This is a genomic window from Virgibacillus sp. SK37 (assembly GCF_000725285.1).
Lineage (GTDB): Bacteria > Bacillota > Bacilli > Bacillales > Amphibacillaceae > Virgibacillus_Q.
In genome coordinates, this window is sequence record NZ_CP007161.1 from 3,499,345 (window position 1) to 3,522,841 (window position 23,497).

Genomic DNA, 23,497 nt, shown 5'->3' on the forward strand with positions numbered 1-23,497 from the left:
CTTCCTTCCGTATTTGATATGTGTATTTGGTGCAAGGAAGAGCCAGGTTGTCTCCTGGCTCTGTTATGGTTATTATCCTACTCATTTTCAACAAATTGGGCTGTGTTATCCCATTCGTCATTCCATTCTACGTTTTGTTCTTCTGCTGCTTGTTTATTAATAAACAGTTGTATTTCAGGCGGATATTCAACAGGGAAATCGCTTGGTTTCTTTTCACCCTGCAAAATTTGTGCCGCCATTTCACCTGTCCGGTAACCTATTGTATGATAGTCAATACCAAAAGTGACAAAGCCACCTTTTGCTAAGGAATCCGGTTCACCAACAATAAGTGGGATATCCTGTTCATTTGCAACTCCTACCACACTGTCCAATGCAGATACTACTGTATTATCAGTAATGATATAAAATACATCAATGTCACTAACAAGTGAATTAGCGGCCTGTTGAACCTCAGCAGAATTTGCTACAGTACGCTCTTCTATTTTTAGATCTGTACCCTCTGCTGCTTTACGAACAGCCTCGATTTGGGTAACAGAATTCTGTTCTCCAGCATTATATAACATTCCTATTGTTGCACCAGCGAAGTTTTTATTTAAAAATTCGATTGTTTGATCAATTTGTTCTGGGTGCAGATCAACAACCCCCGTAATATTCTCCCCAGGCTCATCCATGGAAGAAACCAATCCTGCATCGACTGCATCGGTTACCGAGGTAAATACAATTGGGATATCTTTCGTTGCTTGCAATGCTCCTAAGGCACTTGGTGTGGAATTTGCAAAGATAAGATCAACCTGATCAGCAACAAAATTATCTGAAATTGGTTTCACATTATTTTGGTCACCTTGCGCACTTTGAAAATCATATTCAACATCCAATCCAGCTTCCCTTAAAGCAGCCTGAAACCCTTCGTATGCTGCGTCCAGTGATGGATGCTCTACGATTTGGCTGGCTCCTATTGTGTATGTTTCTTTCTTTGCTGCATCTTCACTTTTTTCTTTATCTCCTTCCGAGCCAGCAGCATTATTTGATCCACAAGCTGATAATAGTACCATTGCAATTAACATTGCTAAACCAATTACTTTCTTCAATTTGCTTTCCCCCTGTTATGTGCTAAAGTATTGAAAATGTTAAGCGTGATTATATCATATATTTATCAAAATTAATATAGTTTTCTAAAAAATCTTGAAAAATAATAAAAGCTATTGATGGCGGTAAGTGAGTAGAAATAAGTAGTGAGGAAATTATAGTGCATCATAAAAAGAAGAGGCCACAAAACGGCCTCTTCTTTTGCTAGTGCTTATTTTTTTCGTTTAATACCAATAACTCTTCCTACTTCTTTCGGATTTTCGTCAGGTGTATGATTTACCGCAAGTTCTTCCACCTGCTTAAACACATCTTCAGGGAATGGGGAAGCCTTTCCTGTTGTCTGGTCAATGCCCATCAACATTTGTTCTGAAGTAGCAGCACGTTTACCGTCAGCTCCGTATAATTCAAAAAACACATGGACACGCTTTGCATCATAATCAATTATTTTCAGATGTACCTCTAGCTGTTCATTCAAGCTCATTTCTGCTAAATAACATACATGTGTTTCCATGGTGAAAATCGTATAATTATTCTCTTTGCGAAACGTATCATCGATCCCAACTAATTTCATGAACCGGTCTACGCCCCAACTGAACACACGTACATACTCCGCATCGTTCATATGACCATTGTAATCAATCCATTCCTCACGAACCTTATCTTCAAGGATTACTTTAGACTTTGTCATTTGATCGTCCCCAATCTATAGCTTTCCATTCATTGTAGCTGCCGGCCAGTACTTTTCCAAGAGTTCTTGTAATTCGACTAAGAATTCATCTCTGCGTTCTTCCAGTTGTTCCATAGAAACACCTTCTGTTTGGTTTTCACAGCCGGTAATAACCTTCTCAGCGAGTTCATCGGTAAGTTCAGGTGCTTCTAATTTTGTCCACGGAAGCTTAAGTGCAGGACCAAATTGTTCCAAGAGATGGCGCATTCCTTGCTTGCCACCACCCATATGCAAGGTTAGGAATGGGCCCATTAATGCCCATCTCAAGCCAGGTCCGTATACAATAGAGGCATCCACTTCTTCTGTAGTAGCTACGCCATCATTTACAATGTGTAACGCTTCTCTCCAAATTGCTTCCATCAAACGGTCTGCAATATGTCCTTCAATTTCTTGTTGAACAATAAGCGGCTTCATTTTCATCGACGCATAAAACTCTCTTGCCTTATTAAGGTTAATATCAGATGTCTTTTTTCCACCTACAAGTTCAACTAAAGGCATCAAATATACTGGGTTAAAAGGGTGTGCTACCATGACACGTTCCGGATGGTTTGCACAATCCGCCTGTAAAGTACTTGGCAAAATCCCTGAAGTACTTGAACCAATAATCGTTGCTTCTGGAGCATGTTTATCAATCTCTGCAATGACCTTTCGCTTTAATTCTTCACGTTCAGGTACATTTTCCTGTATGAAATCAGCTTCAGAAACAGCTTTCGTTAAGTCTGGCTCAAAAAATAAATTGTTCTTGGAAGCACCCTCAGCCAACCCCATTTTTTCCATATATGGCCATGCATGAGCAACAGCTTCTCGTGTGCGTTGCTCAGCACTTGGATCAGGGTCACTTGCTGTAACTGTAAAACCGTTTGCCAAGAACCTTGTAATCCATCCGTTACCAATTACACCAGTACCGACAACTGTAATATGTTTTATTTGCTGTTTGTTCAAATTCTCTGCTGACATTCTACTTATTCCGCCTTTCCATTCGGGTTACGCAGATTTAAAAAGCTTCTTGCTTCCGCTGGTGACATAACATCGGCTCCCAAGCTCTGAATGATACCTACTGCTTTGTCTACCAATTGTTCATTTGTTGCTAAGGTACCTTTCTTCAGATAAAGGTTATCCTCCAAGCCAACTCGCACATTACCACCTTGAAGAACTGATTCAGCAACCATAGGCATTTGCATGCGGCCAATACCGAAAGCAGCCCATGTTGCCCTTTCAGAAATACGAGTCCGCATGTAGGCTAATGTTTCTGCATCGGCATCTGCTCCCCATGGAATCCCTAGACAAAACTGAAACATTGGATCACCCTCGATAAGACCTTCTTTTACCAATTGATTGGCAAATCGAATATGACCGGTGTCAAAACATTCCAACTCTGGCTTTACACCGCTGTCTTTAATAAGTTTTGCTTGTTTACGTAGCCAATCTGTAGGACTAATATACACCTGATCTCCAAAGTTAACACTTCCACAGTCTAATGTGCAGATTTCAGGTAATAATAAGCCAACAGGCTCATGACGTTCCTCAGGTGTTTGCATGTCTGTTCCCTCTGCACCTGTAGCAGGATTTGTTTCACTCGGAATCCAGTCTCCACCACCACCTGCAGTAACATTAATAATTACGTCTGTGTCAGCTTCACGAATTCGCTCTACAACTTCCTGAAAAAGCTTAACGTCATGACTTAGTTTTCCAGTTTCAGGGTCGCGTACATGCACATGGGCGATTGTAGCTCCAGCTTTAGCAGCTTTTATTGCAGAATCTGCAATTTCCTTCGGTGTTACCGGGACATGAGGGCTCTTTTCCGTCGTTTCTCCTGCTCCTGTTACAGCACATGACAAGATTACATTTCTATTCATATTTCTCCTCCTAAAATTCAGATTAAATATTGTATTAGTTGTTATTAAATTAGTATAGAAATTATTTATTTTTCTATTATGAATTAACCATACTATAAGTAAAGATTATTTAAAAACACCATTTCTTATAGTATTTAAGAGTATATAAGAGAATTTTAGCGTAATATCAACGTAAACTTTATACAATAAATATTTCACAAAGTTTACGGTGCTTACCAGACGTTGTCTAATTCCCTTATGTTTGTTAATCTGAAAAAGCAAATGTTCGGAAAATAGAAAGGATGTTTAATTATGAAAGCAAGATTAATTGATTGGCCAACATTTATAAGTGCCTTAATTTTATTACTTGCTGTTTCTATACCTCTAATTATTTTTCCAGAGGCAGGAGCACAGGTTGTTAATGAAGCAAATAAGTTTATGACGGGAAACTTTGGAATACTTTATCTGTTGTTGGGCTTATTAGCATTTGTATTCCTTATCTTTGTTGCATTTAGTAAGAATGGACAAATAAAGTTAGGTAATCGGGAAGAGAAAAAGGAATTTGGGACTTTTTCTTGGGCTGCTATGTTATTTGCCGCAGGTATTGGCTCGAGTATATTGTATTGGGGAATGATAGAATGGGCTTACTATTATCAAGGGCCTCCTTTTGGGCTGAATCCAGAATCAAAAGAAGCGATTTCTTGGGCTTCTGCTTATGGGATTTTTCATTGGGGACCTATCGCTTGGGCCATCTATACTTTACCCGCCCTACCTATCGCCTACTTCTACTATGTCAGGAAAAAACCTGTTCTAAAAATCAGTGAAGCTGTACGCCCCGTATTAGGTAATCTGGTTGATACTCCTCTCGGTGTTGTAATTGATGTTTTATTCATGTTTGGACTGATGGGTGGTGCTGGAACAACATTGGCACTTGGTACTCCGATGATTGCTGAAGGTATTCATGACCTTACTGGAATCCCCGTCACTCTTGGACTAAAAGCCGTTATTATGCTGGTATGTACCGTTATATTTGCTATCAGTGCATATTCGGGACTAAGCAGAGGAATTAAGGTTTTAAGTGATGTTAACCTGTGGCTGGCTATTTTCATTTTAGCATTTATTTTCGTTTTGGGTCCTACAGTTTTTATCAGTGAGACTACTTTTACAAGCATTGGTCTTATATTGGATAACTTCTTCAGTATGGCCACCTGGCTGGAGCCCTTCCGTAATATGGGTGGGTTTACGGAAACTAAATTCCCTGAATCTTGGACTGTATTTTACTGGGCATGGTGGGTCGTTTATGCTCCATTTGTCGGGCTATTCGTCGCACGTATTTCTAGAGGTAGAACAATAAAGGAAATGATTCTCGGGACAATGATTTACGGTACAATCGGGTCTTTACTCTTCTTTGGTATTATGGGTAACTTCGGTCTATACCTTCAACTTTCAGGGGCATTTGATGTTATTGGATTCATGAATGAGTTTGGAGCACCAGCAGCCATTATTGCTATCTTACACCAGTTACCGATGTCTTCTCTCATTGTTGGGATATTTACCGTACTTGCTATCGTATTTCTAGCGACTACTTTTGATTCCTCTTCCTATATATTAGCATCTGTTGTACAAAAAACTGTCCAATCCGAACCGTTGAAGTGGAACCGCCTTTTTTGGGCATTTACGCTATGTTTGTTACCATTGGTTCTTATGTTTATTGGTGATTTGGAAGTTTTGCAAACAGCGAGTATCGTGGCAGGATTCCCAGTTATTTTCATCATGTTCCTACTTGCATGGTCGTTCATGAGAGCCTCAAGTAGTGATATTCGAGCATCGAAAGACTACCGATCACCAACTATTCACATTAATCGAAAAGAAATTTTAGATAAACAGAAAAAAGAGAAGTAACAGATTCTATATTGACTTTTGAGAGAAACATGCACGGAACAGCTTACTAAATTAAAACGTGACATTAAATAAGAGAGTGATTCATGTACTTAAAACATGGACCACTCTCTTACCTTTATTTATTCGTTCTAATATATATTTTGGGGTTATTCAATGATTCGCAATATAGATAAACTGCGAAGTAACTTGATAGTACTCTAAGCGGCCGTTGCGGAAAAAACACTTCGCTTTCCGTGGGCAACGCTTCAGCTTCCTCGGAAGAAAACCACTTCGCTTTCCGTGGGCAACGCTTCAGCTTCCTCGGAAGAAAACCACTTCCTGCGGGATCTTCAGCAGTTGCTTTTCCCACAGGAGTCTTCGTGTTTTTCCTTCACTGGTAAAGTGGTTAGATATTAACCCGCTATTTATGGTTTAAAATAGATACAAATTGATTTCCGCTACAGGGGGACGCTTTCACACCTCCGGGTACAAGCGCGACATCTGTTCGTTGCCTCACAGTGTCTTCTTTGCCGCCCGGCATGGCTTCAGCCGCTTCCTCCGCTACGCTCCGTTTAGTGTCTTCAGCTCATGCTATTCCGGCAGGAGTCGGGGGCCAACAGGACGTTGGTCATGCAATCGTTGCCACAGAGGGGTTGGTGGGACGAGTTAGCGCAGTCCCAGGACGCGGCGTTCTTAGATTGCCATCTTCCATTCCAATCAATTGGAATGGCTCTTCTATTTTAGAGAGTTAGAATACAGTCTTTAGCGAAGGGGAAATATGGAGACTCCTGTGGGAGGAGAGGCGTCGATGAGACCCCGCAGCCCACAGCGTGAGGAGGCTCATCAGCCCCCCACGGAAAGCGGAATATTTCCCCGTAGCGGTGGTTTAAGCAGCCTCTATATTTTTAGTTAGTTCGCATTTTACTTCTACTATGCATGTACAGATAAAGTTTGTATCCCAACTTTTGCAATGGACTCATTGGTTCATGACGAGCTATCTTGCGAAATTAATCTTCTTTTTTTCTCACATACTTGCCATGCTCCGGTACTGCTATTTCCTGAAAGTTACGTGTTAATTTATCTAATTCTTGCTGAAGCTCATCTCCTAACATCGGGATGCCATGACCTGTAACTGCATGAAGGGGATGTAACGAAGCCAACTTCTTTACAGAATCCTCAGCAGCTTCCCAATCGGGAGTGAAATATCTTGGTGGTCCATTTATCTCTTTTTCTTGTTTAACCACCTCAAACATTTCATCTTGTTTAACCGTCGTAAAAGCATCTCCAGCTATCAAGGTATTGTCAGATTCACGAAATAGAGAAACATGTCCTGGTGTATGTCCTGGTGTATGATACCATTTCCAACCAGGCATATGAGGGACTGTCCCATCAACAGGCAACTCATGAACATAACCACTTAAATCTATCGGTTCATTTGGAAAGTATTTCGATAACTTGGCTACTAACCCCCCTGCCACAGTTGGGTCGGGCTCCAAATAACTGGTTTCGTTCGTAATATAAGGTATTTCCAGTGGGTGGGCATATACTGGCACATCCCACCTTCTCAGTAGCTCTGCAGCTGAACCCACGTGGTCAAAATGGCCATGTGTTAAAATAATCGCTTCAGGTTTGCTGTTTTCCCCGAATAGTTTTTCTGCTTCTTTTTCTATTTCATCTGCTGATCTTGGCATTCCAGCATCTACTAGCACCCAATGCTCTTTACTGCCAACAAAGCATAAATTAACGACCTGGTTCGTGTAACAATGAACATCATTAGCTAAAAGGCGAACATTACCATTCCCCACAGAAGTCATGGGCATCACTTTATTTTCATATGGATTATTAACCATGTCTACACCTCCATGTAGCTTTTACTCATTTTTTCCCCTAACATTTATTAATTAAACACATGTATTTGCTAGTTTTTTAATGCAAATACCTCAAGAGGAAACAAAAAAACCCACCATTACTGTAAATGTTCTGGTGGGGGTTGTGTGTGTTCCTTGTGTTTTACTTCAGCAAATAAATTATTATCGCTCTCCTTGTTCACGAGAGCATCTTGTTGTAAATTCTGTACAAATTGATTGTTGCTTTGTAAGGCAATTTGGTCAAGCTTCATCTGTAAATCCTCTTTCAATTGCAGCAAATCTTGTTTAGTAGCTGGCTGAGCTGATGGCTTTAGTGTATATCCAACTTGTCCATTGGGTTCCAAAGTAGCCCATTGAACATCCTTGATGTTTGTAACATTTTTTTGTCTCAGGTTCGTTTCCAGCTGATCAATCGTCAATCTCATTTTCTTTAAATTTTTTTCATTCAACGTCCCATTTTCTATGATAACCTTGGATTTTCCGGAAATTAAATTCTCAAAAAAGTCACCCTTTATCTGAACAGACTCCATTAAAATTAACGTCAATACTAGAACGCCTCCAACACCTAAGGTTACCCATATATTTTTACCAGCAACCGGTTGGATTAGTAAGGAGCCAATCCCAATCATAATCACGGTTTGGGCCAAGGTCATTTGTGAAATTGACTTTCTCCCTGCAATGCGAAGCAAAGCGGTACCACCGACGACAATAATAATTGCTTTCCAAATCCAGTCAAATTCCATCGTGAAAAAACCCCATTTCACAAGCATTTTGACTTAGTTTGTCATACTTGTTCAATCTTATTCACTATATGATTTGGTGTTCAAGGAGACGTACACTACTAGGTTCACTCTGTTCCATATAGACACCATGCCATACCATAAATGATAGAACAGTCCATAACTTCCTGGAATAGTCACCTTTCTTTTGAGCATGATCTTCTAATAAAGAGAAAATAACGTTTTTATCAAATATATGCTCTGTCTGGCTTTCCCTTATTAGATTTTTAGCCCATTCGTATAGTTCGTCTCTTAACCAATGTCTTATAGGGACAGGAAAACCAAGCTTTTTCCGGTTTATTACATGTTCTGGTACAATTCCCTTTGCAGCTTTTCTCAAAATTGATTTCGTAGTACCTTCTGCAATCTTTTGTTCTACCGGAATTTTACTTGCTAATTGGAAAACTTCTTTATCTAAGAATGGAACTCTTACTTCTAATGCATGGGCCATTGACATTTTGTCGGCTTTTAAAAGTATATCTCCTATTAGCCATGTATGCATATCAATAAACTGCATTTGTTGAGTAGGATGACTTTCTTTAACCTGTTCATACAATGGCTCTGTCCATGTTCTATAGGAGTGATTAGAATTATACTGTCTAAACAACTGGCTCTTTTCGTGTTCCTCAAATATCTTAGCATTACCAATATATCTGTGGCGCAACGGTGTAGTACCTCGCTGAAGAAAGCTTTTCCCTTTCATACCTTCTGGTAGTATACATGACAGCTGATAGATCTTTTTACTAAGGGCGGAAGGTAGGTATTTAAAATATTTTAGTGACTCTGCTTCCCTGTATATTTCATACCCCCCAAATAACTCATCAGCTCCTTCGCCAGATAGCACGACGGTTACATCCTCCTTAGCCTTTTGTGCTAAAAAGTAAAGAGGAATACTTGCTGGATCTGCTAATGGATCATCCATATGCCACATAATTTTGGGGAGGGCATTAATAAATTCCTGTGGTGTAATTAAACTAGAGATATTTTCTACATTAAGTTTCGCTGCCGTCTCCTTTGCAACATCAATTTCTGAGTAACCATCTCTAGCAAAACCAACTGAAAACGTTTTAATTTTGGGGTTTAATTCTTTAGCTAATGCTACAATAAACGTTGAATCGATTCCACCGGAGAGAAATGCGCCTAACGGTACATCACTCTGCATATGTTTGTGCACAGATTCCGACAAAACATCTTTAATCTGGTGAATGACTTGTTTTTCACTGCTCAAAACCGGATTGAATACAGGCTTGAAATAAGAATATGTTTCTAACGGTTCTCTCCACTCTTTAATAAAATAGTTCCCTGGCTCTAAGGTACATACCCCTTCTGTTAATGTGAGTGGGTTAGGTACATACTGAAAAGAAAGGTAATGCTGAATAGCAACGGTATCTAGAACATTCAGCTGATTTAAGTAGGTAATACATTTTCTTTCCGAAGCAAACGTAAACTCACAGTCACTTTCACAGTAATATAGTGGTTTAATACCAAAATGGTCCCGCGCTCCATACAGCGTCCTTTCCTCTGAATCCCATATTATTATTGAGAACATGCCGCGAAGCTTAGAAAAGGCTTTAACTCCAATACTCTGAAATAACTTTGCTACAACTTCTGTATCAGATCTTGTATTAAATAAATATCCCTCCATCTCTAAATCTTCCCGCAACTCCAAATGATTATATATTTCTCCATTGAACACAAGCGTATAGCGATTCTCCCCAAAGTAAAAAGGTTGGGAACCAGCGTTCAAATCTATAATTTGCAAGCGCCGAAAGGCTAAACCTATATGAGAATCATGAAAATACCCTTCTTCATCCGGTCCCCGGTGCTTTATTAAATTATTACTTGCTTTAATATTAGTGAGATGTTCCTCATTAAAAGTCTTTTCTTCTGAAAGTAGCACACCAACAAATCCACACATAATTTCTCCCCCTATTACTTGCCCTATATAATTAATTTTAGTTGTACATCCTTACTCAGTAATATCTCGCTTTGTATCAGTTCATCGAATCATTAATTTCGACACTTTTCTTCTGGCTACTATTTAATTTTTCAAATTAGATACAATCTTCTAGCATAAAAAAGTTCTTCAATTAGAGCCTATTATTTCTTAATACTATTTTACTATAAATACCATAAAAAAAGGGAATATTTTCAAAAAAATTCATATAGTTTTCTGATGTATTTATCTGATGTATACTATTAGCTAAACTACTAGATTTGCACATAGCTTTTGATGATAATAAAATCCAAAATTAATACTTTCATTCTATTATAGGTACATTTTAGTAGTAAAAGTGAATACAATGGAGGGAAGAAGGTTGAATGATACTAACCAAAATGACTGGGAAGTTATCCGATTTGATGGTAACCTCACTTCAGTAGAAGAGACAGAAGTAGCGGAGGAATTCCCATTAACCGTCATGATAAATGGTGAAGAATTTGCAACAATGGTATGTTCTCCATCTAATTTAGAAAGCTTGGTTATCGGGTTCCTTGCGGCAGAAGGTGTCATCCGTTCTTTCGACGAGATTTCCTCTCATTCGATAGATGAAGAACAAGGCTTTGCATATATTGAGCTTACTCGCTCGTTTTCTCCCAAACAACAAGATTATTCAAAACGATTTATTGGTTCTTGTTGCGGCAAAAGCAGACAATTTTATTTTCAAAGCGATGTAAAAACAGCCAAAACCATAAGAAATAATCTTTCAATATCAGCTAATCAATGCTATCAATTAATGAAGGAATTACAGGAACGCTCCGAGCACTTTAAGCGAACTGGCGGGGTACATAATGCAGCACTATGCACAGTAGATGAATTGCTGTTTATGTGCAGTGATATTGGCAGGCATAATGCCCTTGATAAATTATACGGGACTATTCTTCAGGATCATACCCCTTTAAAGGATAAGTTAATCGTTTTTAGTGGAAGGATATCTTCAGAAGTATTATTAAAAATTTCTAAGATTGGGGTAGGAATTATTATTTCCAAATCCGCCCCGACAAACCTGGCATTAGAATTGGCAAATGATTTGGGGATAACTATTGCAGGTTTTGTTCGCGGTAATAGGATGACTTTATTCACAAACACCCACCGCATAAGTGAAGCGAATAAACAGAACAATTAAGGGAGCCCAGGATAAATCCCCCACTTAAAAAAAGAAAAAGCTGTCATGACAGGCATTAATACGCCTGTCACGGCAGCTCTTTTTATCTGTTCATACTGGAGAAAAAGTCAGCTAATGGATCTTCCTCTTCTTCTTCCTTCTCTTCTTCCTGATGGATGTCTAGATCCAATCCGTCCATACTCATATCATCCAGATTACCGATAAACGATTCCTCCGGTTTCTCATCCTCTTCCTCAGCCACAGCTGATTCCTGCAAATATAATGCTTCATCAATGTTGCTTGTATTACTATTTAAAGCAGCGAGAAGCGAGGAAGCACGCATTGGATCACTCAGTAACTGGTATAAGATAGTGCCAATTAACGCTTCCGAGTGTTCGTGCTTTAACCAGCTTTTTTGCTCTTTTGTCAATTGTTTCGGCAAAGGGATGGTGATTGTTTCTCTTTCCCTGGAAAATGTTTCGTTAACACCTTTTAAAACATATTGAGCAATTTCACTCGAGAAGTTTCTTCTTTCCCTCTCCTTAAGTCTTTGCAATTGTTTTAAAAGATAATCAGGTGTATCGGAAGGAACACGAAAGGTTATTGATTGCCCGCGTTCTATACTTTTATTAGACATGATCTCACCCTATTTTGTTTTTGCAGTTGTTTCTTCTTCCTTTTTCACATTTTTTGCTGATTTATTAACAAAATCTGTAATTAGTTTATAATAGGCATTTGCCATCATCCATATACTTTCAGATTCGTCTTCAAAGAACTCAATATTGAATCCATCTAACTTGTTATTTAGCGCTTTTATATAATCCTTTAAGACAGCCGATCCGCCACCAACGAAGTAGCAAATTTCCGATTGAGAGTTTTTTGACCATACATTACGTAGAAAGCGATATTCCTTCTTAGCAAGCTCTAATAGGATATGATCTGTTATATCGTGAACGTTGGTTCTACTTCCTTTTACCATGATGTGATGGCGATCATTCTTTCTAGTGATAATATCTACCACATCTCGTCTGCTGTCAAGCTCCACTCCGTGTTTGGAACGAATCTCTTCACGAATTTGCTCTAAAGACTCTGATACACCCAAATTAAACCCTTGCGCTTTATCATCGTCTACATTGCGATTCTTAATCACAGCGATGTCTGTGGATAGTCCTCCGATATCCTGAATAAGAATTTGTTTATTAATTAATTCTTTATTAATTACCTTTAGATCATTATCCATAATCAGATTTACATATGCCGCAAATCCTTCAGGGTATACTTTTACTTCATCAAATTTAATATTTACTTTCTTCCCTTGATGTTTAGGTGTAACTAAAAATTCTACCTGATGAACAGACCCCAGCAATTGTGATCTGTAGCCGACATCTTTACCTTCTTTTACTTCACGGAGAGGCAGCCCCGTACCCAAGATATAATTTGCATCAATGGTGTCATTTTTCACTGCTTTAAAAGCTTCACTTTCTACTGCATCCAAAGCTAAAGAAGCAAATAACATAATTAATGTTTGGTCTTCCTCTGACTTGCTACTCCCAGGGTCTAGTTCAGTGGAGTTAGTAGTTTTCGTTGCCAGGTTACCTACACGATATACTACATTGTTCTCTTCCAGGGCAGGGGAGTGAACTCGGATATGGATATTATCCAATACTTCTTTGTCATTTAATTCTTCTATTCCTATTACCGGTCGATCCTCCATATCCTGTGCGACGACGTTTGGTATGTACAATTCATTTTCCATTTTTCCAAAGTTGGCTTTAAGAGCATCATTACCAACATCCACTGCTGCAATTCTAGGGTTTGTCATATTGAAAAAACTCCTTCCAAATAAAGTACTTACTATTACTAGATTAATAGTTTTCAGAGTAATAATCAACAAATGTTTACATGTTTTCATTAGCGTTTACTTGCAATCATTTTGCACACGCTTATATACCGGTATGTATACATGTTTGTTTACATGTTTTCATTTTTGTATTCATCTTGTTTACCTTTTGTATACATGTATTCATAAAAGTGTACAAATGATAAATGTGTAAATATTTACCATTTTATTTTTTTACGAATATTTAACGATTTGATTTTATTAATTCAGGGAAGTAATTACTAACCTCAAAAATATAGAAAAGGATGGGTTGGAATGGAAGCAATTGAAGCATTTGTGGCAGACATATCAAATTTTTTGTGGACATACTTATTATCATTTCTACTAATCATTACTGGATTAATTTACACCTTTCGACTTAAATTTTTCCAATTCCGTTATTTTGGACACATACTAAAAAATACAATTGGACAGGTATTTAAAAAGAACAGACATAAAGGGACAATCACCCCCTTTCAAGCATTTACTTCGGCGCTCGCCTCAACCGCAGGTGCCACAAACATTGTAGGTGTACCAGTAGCAATCTCTCTAGGCGGCCCCGGTGCCCTATTTTGGATGTGGATTGTCGCTCTTATTGGAATGGCTACACGCTATGGAGAAATCGTTTTGGGAATGAAATATAGAGAGAAAAATGAGAAAGGTATATGGGTTGGCGGCCCACAATATTATATTAAAAAGGCACTAGGTTGGAATACAGTTGCTCTATTGTTTGCTGTATTTTTAATGTTAGAAATTATACCAAGTGTTATGGTACAGTCCAATTCAATAACAACACAACTTCAAGGTGCATTTAACTGGCCAGTTGAGATAACTGGCGCTATCATCGCAGTCATTATAGGAATTATTGTATTTGGAGGAATTAAACGCATTGCCAATGTCACTGACAAGCTTGTCCCTTTTATGGTTCTAAGCTACCTAATCCTTGCTCTCATCGTTATATTTGCAAATATAGCTGAATTACCAAATATACTGAGCTTAATATTCACTAGTGCATTTACTCCAATCTCTGCTGCTGGAGGCTTTGCAGGTGCAGGTATAGCCCAAGCTCTTCGTTGGGGAATTGCGAGAGGTTTATATTCTAATGAAGCTGGTATGGGGACTGGCCCAGTTGCCCACGCAGCAGCACAAACGGATCATCCGTCTAAACAAGCATTATGGGGAGTCTTCAGTGTATTTATTGATACAATCGTAATTTGCACTGTTTCCGGCTTACTTGTACTTGTGACAGGTGCATGGAAGGATGTAGAGGCAGCTAACGCCTCCAATATGATTAATGTAGCATTTTCCAACTTGTATGGTGATACATTTGGCGGTGTATTTGTAGCTGTATTTTTAATGTTTTTCGTTATCACCACAATAGGAATACTGATTTTCTTTGGTGAAAAACAAGCAGAGTACCTTACAAATTTAAATGGTGCACGAGCAATGCGAATAGTATATTTAATAGCTATCTACATTGGAGCAATCGGCGGATTAAAATTTGTATGGCAGTTCCTTGATTTAATGTTAGCTTTTGTTGTGATATTTAACGTAATTCCAATGATATTTTTAAGTAAAGAAGTTAAAAAGCTGACAGATGACTATGTTTTCCGTTTCTATCACGGTAATGACGGTAAACCGAAGATAACACTATTCACAGATGAATAACTAGAACAAAACCGCAAGAGTCTTATGCACTACTGACAAGCTTAAGCAATAAATCGTAATGGCAGACTTTGTCATGTAGGGTTATTGCTTAAGCCTTCTAGGGATATGCCTGAAGATTGACTTGAACTTTTCATGTATATCAACGTTATAAAATCGAAAAGTTTGTACTTTACTTAGATCTTGGAAAGGCTTTACCCAATTGTAGATTAAAAACGTTATCACCTAACTTTATTATTTCATAGTAGCAGTAAAATACGAACTAAATTATATCTAATTTTAAGGAAGTGGATGGCCCATTGATTTCCGCTACAGGGGGACGCTTTCCACCGGCATGGCTTCAGCCGCTTCCTCCGCTACGTCCAGGGTCTTCAGCTCATGCTATTCCGGTAGGAGCCGCGGGCCAACAGGACGTTGGTCATGCAATCGTTGCCACAAATGTTTTCGATGGGACGAGCTAGCGCAGTCCCAGGACGTGGCATTCTTAGATTGCCCCCTTCCGCTCCAATCAATTTATATCTGCTTTAAACCATGAATAACGGGTTATTATCTAACCACTTTACCAGTGAAGGAAAAACACGAAGACTCCTCGGAAAGAAAAAACGTCTTTCCTTCCTGCGATGAACAATTCGCTGAAGCGTTGCCCACGGAAAGCGAAGTGTATTTTCCGGAACGGCCGTTTACAGTACTATCAAGTTACTTCGCCTTTTATCTATTTTGCGAATCATTCGGATAACCAAGCATATATTTTAGAACCTAAATAAGGTGGACTACGATCAGGTAGTCCACCTTTTATTATGCTTATATTAACGGTTCCAGAAACGATGTTCACTTACTGCTTCTGTAAATCTGGTGACAAAGCTATTTAAATTAGGCTCTGTAATTACACCAGGCTTATCTGTAAGAGAGTTGTTCTCAAGACATTGAATTCCTTCATGTGTCGCTCCAATTGGTTTGAAGTGATTATAGGCTTCATTAACGTAATATGTGGTGTTTTTCCAAAACGCATCCTGAAGATTATTACCACCTATTACATATACTGCATCATATAGCACCGGATCCGCGGTAGTAAACGTCTGATCGACCTCTAGCTCTTGACCTTCATTTCCCTTAATCGTGCCTAATTTACTACTCACAATTTCCGGCTCTGTTTTTTGTTCCTTCAAACCTTCTATAACCTGCTTCACATCTTTATCGTTGAAACCATCCCCAAGAATAACAGCAATTTTCCTGGTGTCTGGTTTTTTGCGTGTGTTTTCCTGGCTTAAAGCTGGAGACGTTTTGGTAATTTCACTCGCTTTATTAGATATTTGTTCTGGCTTATCTACTCCAATATTTTCAGCTACTTCTTGAGCCATAGCCAGATTCACATTAGCAAACATATCTACAACCTGCTGCTGTACTGACTGATTTGATACTTTACCGAGTTCAAAGCTAAATGCTTGAATAATATGGTCTTTCTCCACATCTGTCATACTGTTCCAAAATAAAATAGCTTGAGAGAAATGATCCTTAAAGCTTTCACTACGTGCCTGTATTTTTCTGCCATCTACCTTTTCCTGGTAATGAACATATCCACCTTCTTCAGCTGAAGAGGTTTCAGGTGTATTGTTTGCAAGTGAATTATTATGATAGCTTACTTGTCCCCTATTAATCGTTTGTCTGCCATATCCATCCCGTTGATTATTGTGGAAAGGGCACACTGGTCGATTTATTGGTAATTCATGAAAGTTTGGACCGCCTAAACGTATTAGTTGTGTATCTGTATAAGAGAATAACCTTCCCTGTAGTAAAGGATCATTTGTAAAATCAATCCCAGGAACAACATTTCCAGGATGAAAAGCAACCTGTTCCGTCTCAGCAAATACATTATCTACATTTCGGTTAAGAGTCATCTTCCCAATAATTTTTACTGGAACATCTTCTTCTGGCCAAATTTTAGTAGGGTCTAGTATATCAAAATCAAAGTTGAACTCCTCTGATTCATCAACAATTTGTACACCTAATTCAAACTCAGGGTAGTCCCCATTTTCAATAGATTCATATAAATCTGCTCGATGAAAATCAGGGTTCTTACCATTTATCTTTTGTGCTTCATCCCATACCGTAGAATGCACTCCTAATGTAGGCTTCCAGTGAAATTTAACAAAGTATCCTTTACCTTCTTCATTTACAAAACGAAAGGTATGTACGCCAAACCCTTCCATCATTCGAAAGCTTCTTGGAATCGTTCTATCTGACATATGCCACATAATCATATGGGCTGATTCCTGGTTATTTGCAACAAAATCCCAAAATGTATCATGTGCTGATGCTGCTTGAGGGATTCCATTATGTGGCTCCGGCTTCACTGCATGTACTAAATCTGGAAATTTAATAGCATCCTGAATAAAGAACACCGGTATATTATTACCAACTAAATCATAGTTACCTTCTTCCGTATAAAACTTTGTAGCAAAACCTCTTACATCGCGTGCTAGTTCACCAGATCCTTTGGAGCCTGCAACCGTAGAAAAACGCACAAAAACAGGGGTTTTTGAGCCTGGTTCTTGTAAGAATTTTGCTCTTGTATATTCTTTCATCGATTCATATAGTTCAAATTCTCCATGAGCGGCGTATCCTCTAGCATGTACGACACGTTCAGGAATACGTTCATGGTCGAAGTGTGTCATTTTTTCCCGAAAGTGGAAGTCTTCCATTAATGTTGGACCACGTTCCCCAGCTTTTAATGAAAATTCATCTTCGGAAACTCTTAGTCCTTGGTTTGTAGTCATCTTTTTACCATGATCTTCTGCTCGGAATTCATCTAATTGTTCATTTTTACTTTTTTCATTTACTTTACGTCGATCACTCATTTGACTTCTCCTTCCTGTAAAACTATTCACAGTCTTTTATTCCCCGAGAGAAGAAACTACAAACCAGAAAAAGGAATATAACAGGTTAATAGAGAATAACTATTGGGTATATGTAGAATAGCAAATACATACATATCGTTTGTTTCAAATATTATTTTAAAAAATTTGAATTTACTAGTACTATTATTTCCACTTTATGCTATTATAAAGTTATAAATAGGATAATAGACCTAGGGAGCAGGGGTTGCAGTCATGAAAAATGTACGGATTTTTATCATATGTATTTTTATAGCTTCATTAGCAGTAGCCTTTTCCTATGGTCATATTTCTGTTGAAAAAAAGGTATTTTTAAACACGCTTTTATTATTTTGGCTTTTTTCAAGTCTTTACTCTCATTTAAATATTGTAGTTAAAAAAGGAAACGTTAATATGGATCATGGCATCTCTTATGGCTTGGCTTTAGCCCTGTTTGCAGGTCCGCTGGGTTTATTTTTATTTGAATTTGTTCAACGTTTTATTGTGTACGCGGGAAGAAAAATTGCCGGAACTGCAGACCCGGATGAATTTCTACATACGTTTTATAATATAGGGGCATTTACACTTAATAACTCCATCGCTTTTTTTCTATTTAGCATATGTTACCCCTATGTGGAACCGGTTCCTTTTGGTTTTTGGCTGCTTATTATTTTATTAGTTATCGTTGTTGCTCTACTATCTGATAGTTTCCTTATTACGATATTTTCCTTTACAGGTGAGTTGAAAGGAACTAAAGATGCTATTGAGTTTATAAAAAGCAGAAATGTGCTCGATATGGGTAAAACAGCATTTTCTAATGGATTATTATTCATACTATTATTGGAACAACAATGGGAAATGATTATCGCCTTATTCTTGTTAAACTATCTTGTGAGCAGATCCTTTATGAATAAATCTAAAAGCATTCAGAATAAAATGGAACGGGATAAATTTGAACAAATGGCTTATACCGACTTTTTAACAAACGTTCACAATAGAGCATTTATGGATAGAAAAATGAGTGAACTAGATAAAACATCAGAACACATAGGAATAATCGTTGCAGATATAGACACATTCAAACGCATTAATGATTCATATAACCATGCGGTTGGTGATTGTGTTATTAAGCATTTCGCCTCTGTATTGCAAAGTTTACTTACCAGGGAGGATTGCTTATTTAGAAGTGGAGGAGAGGAGTTTACTATCTTCCTACGTAACAAAACCTACCAGCAATGTGTCCAAATCGTAAATGATATACGTGGAAAGGTGGAAAGAAGACAAGTAAATGCAGAGTTTCATGGAAATAAAATTAATATTTCTTATACAGCTTCCTTTGGGCTTTTTTATTTTCTGACCGGTCAAGAAATGGAAATAATGAAAGCATATATTCAAGCTGATCAGCTTTTACTTCATTCGAAACAACTTGGTAGAAATAGGGTCTCAGTAAAAAACGCTGAGGAAGACCTTCCTTTATCTGCACCGTACGTTCCGATGCAGTAGAAAATACAAACTAACTATTTTCTGCCACCTTCCACTCCAAATATGTTATTATGGTTTTGCAAATAAAGACATGTCTGGTTTAGGAGGGATTAGGATGAAAAATAAAGGGATTCTATTTGTTCTAATCGGTGCGTCAAGCTTTGGTTTTACACCTATTTTTGCAAAGCTTGGTTTCCAACACGGCTATACACTTGGCCAACTTAATATTATCCAAATGGTTTTATCCTGTATCCTTCTATGGGTTATTACCATATTTAAACGTTCTAATTATAAAGGAATGACAAAAAGAAATATAATTAAAATTATGATTACAGGTTCTTTTGTAGGGCTGACGAGTGTCTTCTATTATGGAGCCATTCAGTATCTTCCCGCTTCTCTTGCAGTAATTCTTTTATTTCAGTTTGTTTGGATTGGAATTTTCTTTGAATGGATCTTCACTAAAATCAAACCAACTATTGTAACTTTGGGTGTCCTGGCGCTTATATTAACAGGTGTTTTCTTTGCTTCCAACGTAATTGGAGGTACCATTCAAAGTATGCCGATCTCCGGTCTGGTGCTTGGTTTTCTTGCGGCAATCACGTATGCAGGATTTATATTCTTTAGTGGAAAAGTAGCAGTAGATGTCGATCCATGGGTAAGGAGCTCGATCATGGTAAGTGGGTCTGTCATCTTGGTGTTGCTTATATTTATGAAAAGTATCCCTTCTGTCGTTACGTTCGCTCCTGATTTATGGTTAATTGCTGCAGGAGTCGGCTTGTTTGGGTCAGTTTTCCCACCCCTTTTCTTTGCATTAGGTGCACACTTAATTTCTGGCAGTCTTGCCAATATACTAAGCTCAGTTGAATTACCTGTCGCCATCATCTCGGCAAGCCTCATCCTTTCCGAGCATATCAGTGGCTTACAATGGATAGGTATTATAATGATCATTCTTGCTATTGTAATTAATGAATTGGGCACCTCTATAGTAAAGAAATTGAAACACAAAAAAACGTATCAGGCATAAGCACTGATACGTTTTAATTATAATTTTGATAATGTAAAAGCAAATAAACGGCTCTTAGCTCATTACATTCTTATAAAGCTTTTTCCTTCTTATTCTTTTTAATTTGTTTACTTCTTAATTGTCCACATGCCGCATCAATATCTGCACCATTTTCCCAACGAACACCACAATTTATGCCCTGAGACTTTAATGTTTCAAAAAATGCTTGAATACTTTCTGAATCACTTCGTTGGTATTGGCTATGTTCATCTACAGAGTTATATGGTATTAAATTCACATAAGCTAAGTGTCGATGGTTTGCTAAAAGTTTAGCAAGCTGAATGGCTTCTTCTTTGTGATCATTTACATCTTTAAGCATAATGTATTCATACGTAATTCGTCGGTTCGTCTTCTCAAGATAGTAATCAACAGAATCCATCAACTTTTCAATCGGAAAAGCCTTATTAATCTTCATGATTCTTGTACGTAGTTCATTGTTTGGAGCATGAATAGATATAGCAAGATTTACCTGGATACCAGTATCAGCAAAGTCTTTAATCTTATGGGCCAAACCACTTGTTGATACAGTGATATGTCTTGCACCTATATTAAGACCTTTGTCATCGTTAACCACATAAAGGAAATCCATCAAATTCGTAAAATTATCAAATGGCTCTCCAATTCCCATGACAACAATATGACTTACCCGTTCGCCTTTTTCCTGTGCATCTAAGTGCTTCTGTACATTCATAATCTGCTCAACGATCTCCCCACTGGAAAGGTCGCGGCTTTTCTTCAGCAGTCCGCTTGCACAAAAAGTACAACCGATATTACAGCCTACCTGTGTCGTAACACAAACAGATAAGCCATAATTAAAGCGCATAAGCACTGTCTCAATTAAGTTCCCATCTGCAAGTTTGAATAGGAATTTGATCGTTCCATCCTTTGATTCCTGTTTTACTTCTTGTTCCTGGGTGTGGAGGACAAAGTTTTCTTCTAATAAAGCTACTGTCTGCTTGTTTACATTTTTCATTTCCGAAAAAGCTGTAACACGCTTTTTATAAAGCCAATTCCATACCTGGTCTACGCGGAAACGTTGCTGCCCATGATCCATAAGCCAATCCGTCAACTGATCATATGTTAGTCCGTAAATGGATGGTTTCATATTTGTATACCCTCATTTCTATAAAAAAGCATCTTTTGTTAATAAAGTTGCTTGTTTTTCAAAAACATTCCAATATATTATCTTACTATATTACTGAAATTTTGACAATAAAGCAACCCAGTTTTATTTGGTAAGTTATATACATCCCCCGTTTTAGTAAACATGCCGTCTTGCCAAACAGGTGAGCGTAATAGTGGACGTTCATTTATAAACCGAGTAACATCGTGTGGTAAAGACATGTTATATACGTGTATAAGTTCAAATACAGTGGTTTCCAACGTATAAATGAAATAATAACTTGTTATTCCTTTTTAGGTATGTAGAACAGAACTTCTCCTTCCTAAAAAACGAAGTAACTTTCTTTATCAATTATTACAGGAGTGATTCAAGTGGTTTCCATTCAACCAAAAACCTTTTATGATATACCTTTATCCGTACTTGATTTAGCACCAGTCAATGAAGGAACAGAGCCATCTGATTCTTTTAGAAACAGTGTTGAATTAGCGCAACATGTTGAACAGCTGGGATTTAATCGTTATTGGCTTGCAGAGCATCATAATATGCCAGGGATTGCCAGTTCTGCAACATCTGTCATTATGGGGCATATTGCAGAAAAGACAAGCCATATACGGGTCGGAGCTGGTGGCATTATGCTCCCCAATCATGCGACACTTGTCATTGCGGAACAATTTGGGACACTAGAATCTTTATACCCGGAAAGAATCGATCTGGGGCTCGGTCGCGCACCTGGAAGCGACCAAGCAACAGCTTATGCATTGCGTCGAACACTAAACATGTCTGTAGAAGATTTCCCAATGCAAGTCACTGAGTTGCAGGATTATTTCTCTGACAATCCTATTTCTCGGGTAAAAGCTGTCCCGGGGCAAGGCCTTTCCATTCCTATTTGGCTGCTTGGTTCAAGTGATTTTAGTGCTCGACTTGCTGCAAAGAAGGGGCTCCGTTTTTCCTTTGCAAGCCATTTTGCTCCAGCCTATACTGTGCCTGCATTAAATCTATACCGTGAAAATTTCCAACCATCCGAGGAACTGGAAAAACCTTATGCGATGGTAGGAGTGAATGTAATTGCTGCAGATACGGATGAGCACGCTCAATTTATTGCAACCTCTCTTCAGCAACAGTTCTTGAATTTGCGTAGAGGGCGGCCAACGAAGCTTCAACCACCTATTCAGGATATAGAAAAACACTGGACACCGATGGAATTAGCAGCAATTAAGCAATCTCTTGATCCCCGTTCCACCATTATAGGTAATAAAGAAAAAGTAAGAGAAGGTTTAGAAAGTTTTATAGCAGAAACACAGGCAGACGAAGTAATTATTAGTTCTCAAATTTATAATCAAACCGACCGTTTACGCTCCTATGAAATTATAGGGGAATTGATGGACTAGACAGAAAAGCAAAACCGCCTCTCCTTTTATTAGGCAGGCGGTTTTTCATTTCCTATTCAGAGGCTGATTTTACTCGTGTTGCAATATCTATGGTTCGCTTTGTTTGATGCTTGACAGCAGCTTCTACACTTTCAATCATCTTCCCGTCTTGCCCTTGGGTAACAGAGGTTCCATATGGATTACCCCCCGCAGGATAAACTGCATCATCTGTATATCCAGGTGGAACAATTATTGCTCCCCAATGCATCATTGATGTATATAACGATAAAATAGTTGCTTCCTGTCCACCATGTGGATTACTAGCAGAGGACATCGCACTCACAACTTTATTCACTGTTTTACCTGTTGCCCACAAGCCTCCTTGTATATCTAAGAACTGTTTCATTTGAGAAGGGATATTACCAAATCGGGTAGGAACACTAAAGAGGATAGCATCTGCCCATTCTATATCCTCCGATTTTGCTTCAGGTACATCGCGTGTTAATTCTACATGTTTCTCCCAGGCAGGATTGGCAGCAATCGCTTCTTTCGGCGCCAACTCCTTTACTTTCAAGACCCTTGTCTCTGCTCCTTGATCTCTGCCAGCTTCTTCCGCCCATTTTGCCATCTGATAATTTGTTCCTGTTGAACTGTAGTATATAATTGCCAAATTAACATTTTTCATGTATTTATTTACACCTTCTTTCTATAAAGATAAGCGTAGTGTATGCTCTCGATCTAAATATATACAGTCATATAACTACACTT

Annotated in this window: 18 protein-coding genes; 6 read left to right on the forward strand and 12 right to left on the reverse strand. The window is 38.3% G+C overall.

Annotated elements, in window-relative coordinates; translation table 11 throughout:
• Window positions 1-77 precede the first annotated feature (77 nt).
• The 4 genes from X953_RS17175 to X953_RS17190 form a co-directional block, all read right to left on the reverse strand.
• Window positions 78-1,088: an ABC transporter substrate-binding protein gene (locus tag X953_RS17175; protein ID WP_040956642.1), complete on the reverse strand. Its 1,011-nt coding sequence runs from the start codon at window positions 1,086-1,088 to the stop codon at window positions 78-80.
• Window positions 1,089-1,297: 209 nt separating this feature from the next.
• Entirely contained in the window at window positions 1,298-1,774 is a 477-nt protein-coding gene (locus tag X953_RS17180) for a thioesterase family protein (protein ID WP_040956643.1), read from the reverse strand.
• A gap of 15 nt (window positions 1,775-1,789) precedes the next feature.
• Window positions 1,790-2,770: a 3-hydroxyacyl-CoA dehydrogenase NAD-binding domain-containing protein gene (locus X953_RS17185; RefSeq protein WP_040956644.1), complete on the reverse strand. Its 981-nt coding sequence runs from the start codon at window positions 2,768-2,770 to the stop codon at window positions 1,790-1,792.
• A gap of 5 nt (window positions 2,771-2,775) precedes the next feature.
• The gene (locus X953_RS17190; protein WP_040956645.1) at window positions 2,776-3,669 is read right to left on the reverse strand and encodes a 3-keto-5-aminohexanoate cleavage protein; all 894 of its coding nucleotides are present in this window, start codon (window positions 3,667-3,669) and stop codon (window positions 2,776-2,778) included.
• 291 nt (window positions 3,670-3,960) lie between these two features.
• Here X953_RS17190 and X953_RS17195 point away from each other — a divergent pair, with 291 nt between their 5' ends.
• Window positions 3,961-5,550 carry a BCCT family transporter gene (locus X953_RS17195; RefSeq protein ID WP_040956646.1) on the forward strand — a complete coding sequence of 530 codons (1,590 nt, stop codon included), beginning with the start codon at window positions 3,961-3,963 and terminating at the stop codon, window positions 5,548-5,550.
• Between the two features lie 986 nt (window positions 5,551-6,536).
• Here the strand turns inward: X953_RS17195 and X953_RS17200 are convergent.
• The 3 genes from X953_RS17200 to asnB form a co-directional block, all read right to left on the reverse strand.
• Entirely contained in the window at window positions 6,537-7,379 is an 843-nt protein-coding gene (locus tag X953_RS17200; RefSeq protein WP_040956647.1) for an MBL fold metallo-hydrolase, read from the reverse strand.
• 116 nt (window positions 7,380-7,495) lie between these two features.
• Window positions 7,496-8,140, reverse strand: a complete 645-nt coding sequence (locus X953_RS17205; protein ID WP_040956648.1) for a DUF421 domain-containing protein — start codon at window positions 8,138-8,140, stop codon at window positions 7,496-7,498.
• Between the two features lie 64 nt (window positions 8,141-8,204).
• The gene (asnB, locus tag X953_RS17210) at window positions 8,205-10,094 is read right to left on the reverse strand and encodes an asparagine synthase (glutamine-hydrolyzing) (protein ID WP_040956649.1); all 1,890 of its coding nucleotides are present in this window, start codon (window positions 10,092-10,094) and stop codon (window positions 8,205-8,207) included.
• Window positions 10,095-10,494: 400 nt separating this feature from the next.
• Between asnB and fdhD the strand changes: the two genes are divergently transcribed.
• Window positions 10,495-11,301 (forward strand): formate dehydrogenase accessory sulfurtransferase FdhD, encoded by an 807-nt coding sequence (gene fdhD, locus X953_RS17215; RefSeq protein WP_040956650.1) that lies wholly within the window; start codon window positions 10,495-10,497, stop codon window positions 11,299-11,301.
• Window positions 11,302-11,383: 82 nt separating this feature from the next.
• Here fdhD and X953_RS17220 read toward each other — a convergent pair whose 3' ends face one another.
• Both X953_RS17220 and X953_RS17225 read right to left on the reverse strand, forming a co-directional pair.
• Complete coding sequence (locus X953_RS17220; RefSeq protein ID WP_040956651.1) at window positions 11,384-11,917, reverse strand: hypothetical protein; 534 nt, start codon at window positions 11,915-11,917, stop codon at window positions 11,384-11,386.
• A 9-nt stretch (window positions 11,918-11,926) separates the two neighbouring features.
• Window positions 11,927-13,102, reverse strand: coding sequence for a ParM/StbA family protein (locus tag X953_RS17225; protein WP_040956652.1), 1,176 nt, complete (start codon window positions 13,100-13,102; stop codon window positions 11,927-11,929).
• Window positions 13,103-13,435: 333 nt separating this feature from the next.
• On the opposite strand from X953_RS17225, the gene X953_RS17230 reads away from it, so the two are divergent.
• Window positions 13,436-14,827, forward strand: a complete 1,392-nt coding sequence (locus X953_RS17230) for a sodium:alanine symporter family protein (RefSeq protein WP_040956653.1) — start codon at window positions 13,436-13,438, stop codon at window positions 14,825-14,827.
• An 803-nt stretch (window positions 14,828-15,630) separates the two neighbouring features.
• Here the strand turns inward: X953_RS17230 and X953_RS17235 are convergent.
• Complete coding sequence (locus X953_RS17235; RefSeq protein ID WP_040956654.1) at window positions 15,631-17,679, reverse strand: catalase; 2,049 nt, start codon at window positions 17,677-17,679, stop codon at window positions 15,631-15,633.
• 252 nt (window positions 17,680-17,931) lie between these two features.
• Between X953_RS17235 and X953_RS17240 the strand changes: the two genes are divergently transcribed.
• Both X953_RS17240 and X953_RS17245 read left to right on the forward strand, forming a co-directional pair.
• Window positions 17,932-19,197, forward strand: coding sequence for a GGDEF domain-containing protein (locus tag X953_RS17240; RefSeq protein ID WP_040956655.1), 1,266 nt, complete (start codon window positions 17,932-17,934; stop codon window positions 19,195-19,197).
• A gap of 94 nt (window positions 19,198-19,291) precedes the next feature.
• Window positions 19,292-20,200, forward strand: coding sequence for a DMT family transporter (locus tag X953_RS17245; protein WP_040956656.1), 909 nt, complete (start codon window positions 19,292-19,294; stop codon window positions 20,198-20,200).
• A 70-nt stretch (window positions 20,201-20,270) separates the two neighbouring features.
• Here the strand turns inward: X953_RS17245 and rlmN are convergent, their stop codons facing one another.
• Complete coding sequence (rlmN, locus tag X953_RS17250; protein ID WP_040956657.1) at window positions 20,271-21,344, reverse strand: 23S rRNA (adenine(2503)-C(2))-methyltransferase RlmN; 1,074 nt, start codon at window positions 21,342-21,344, stop codon at window positions 20,271-20,273.
• A gap of 389 nt (window positions 21,345-21,733) precedes the next feature.
• Here rlmN and X953_RS17255 point away from each other — a divergent pair, with 389 nt between their 5' ends.
• Window positions 21,734-22,750, forward strand: coding sequence for an LLM class flavin-dependent oxidoreductase (locus X953_RS17255; protein ID WP_040956658.1), 1,017 nt, complete (start codon window positions 21,734-21,736; stop codon window positions 22,748-22,750).
• Window positions 22,751-22,802: 52 nt separating this feature from the next.
• On the opposite strand, the gene wrbA is transcribed toward X953_RS17255, so the two are convergent.
• A complete protein-coding gene (gene wrbA / locus X953_RS17260) occupies window positions 22,803-23,414 on the reverse strand; it encodes an NAD(P)H:quinone oxidoreductase (RefSeq protein WP_040956659.1) in 612 nt (203 codons plus the stop codon).
• Window positions 23,415-23,497: the final 83 nt, after the last annotated feature.

Coding starts and splice junctions, on each gene's coding strand:
- X953_RS17180 (WP_040956643.1), bottom strand. CDS start 1,774: ATGACAAAGTCTAAAGTAATCCTTGAAGATAAGGTTCGTGAGGAATGG.
- X953_RS17185 (WP_040956644.1), bottom strand. CDS start 2,770: ATGTCAGCAGAGAATTTGAACAAACAGCAAATAAAACATATTACAGTT.
- X953_RS17190 (WP_040956645.1), bottom strand. CDS start 3,669: ATGAATAGAAATGTAATCTTGTCATGTGCTGTAACAGGAGCAGGAGAA.
- X953_RS17195 (WP_040956646.1), top strand. CDS start 3,961: ATGAAAGCAAGATTAATTGATTGGCCAACATTTATAAGTGCCTTAATT.
- X953_RS17200 (WP_040956647.1), bottom strand. CDS start 7,379: ATGGTTAATAATCCATATGAAAATAAAGTGATGCCCATGACTTCTGTG.
- X953_RS17205 (WP_040956648.1), bottom strand. CDS start 8,140: ATGGAATTTGACTGGATTTGGAAAGCAATTATTATTGTCGTCGGTGGT.
- asnB (WP_040956649.1), bottom strand. CDS start 10,094: ATGTGTGGATTTGTTGGTGTGCTACTTTCAGAAGAAAAGACTTTTAAT.
- X953_RS17220 (WP_040956651.1), bottom strand. CDS start 11,917: ATGTCTAATAAAAGTATAGAACGCGGGCAATCAATAACCTTTCGTGTT.
- X953_RS17225 (WP_040956652.1), bottom strand. CDS start 13,102: ATGACAAACCCTAGAATTGCAGCAGTGGATGTTGGTAATGATGCTCTT.
- X953_RS17230 (WP_040956653.1), top strand. CDS start 13,436: ATGGAAGCAATTGAAGCATTTGTGGCAGACATATCAAATTTTTTGTGG.
- X953_RS17235 (WP_040956654.1), bottom strand. CDS start 17,679: ATGAGTGATCGACGTAAAGTAAATGAAAAAAGTAAAAATGAACAATTA.
- X953_RS17240 (WP_040956655.1), top strand. CDS start 17,932: ATGAAAAATGTACGGATTTTTATCATATGTATTTTTATAGCTTCATTA.
- X953_RS17245 (WP_040956656.1), top strand. CDS start 19,292: ATGAAAAATAAAGGGATTCTATTTGTTCTAATCGGTGCGTCAAGCTTT.
- rlmN (WP_040956657.1), bottom strand. CDS start 21,344: ATGAAACCATCCATTTACGGACTAACATATGATCAGTTGACGGATTGG.
- wrbA (WP_040956659.1), bottom strand. CDS start 23,414: ATGAAAAATGTTAATTTGGCAATTATATACTACAGTTCAACAGGAACA.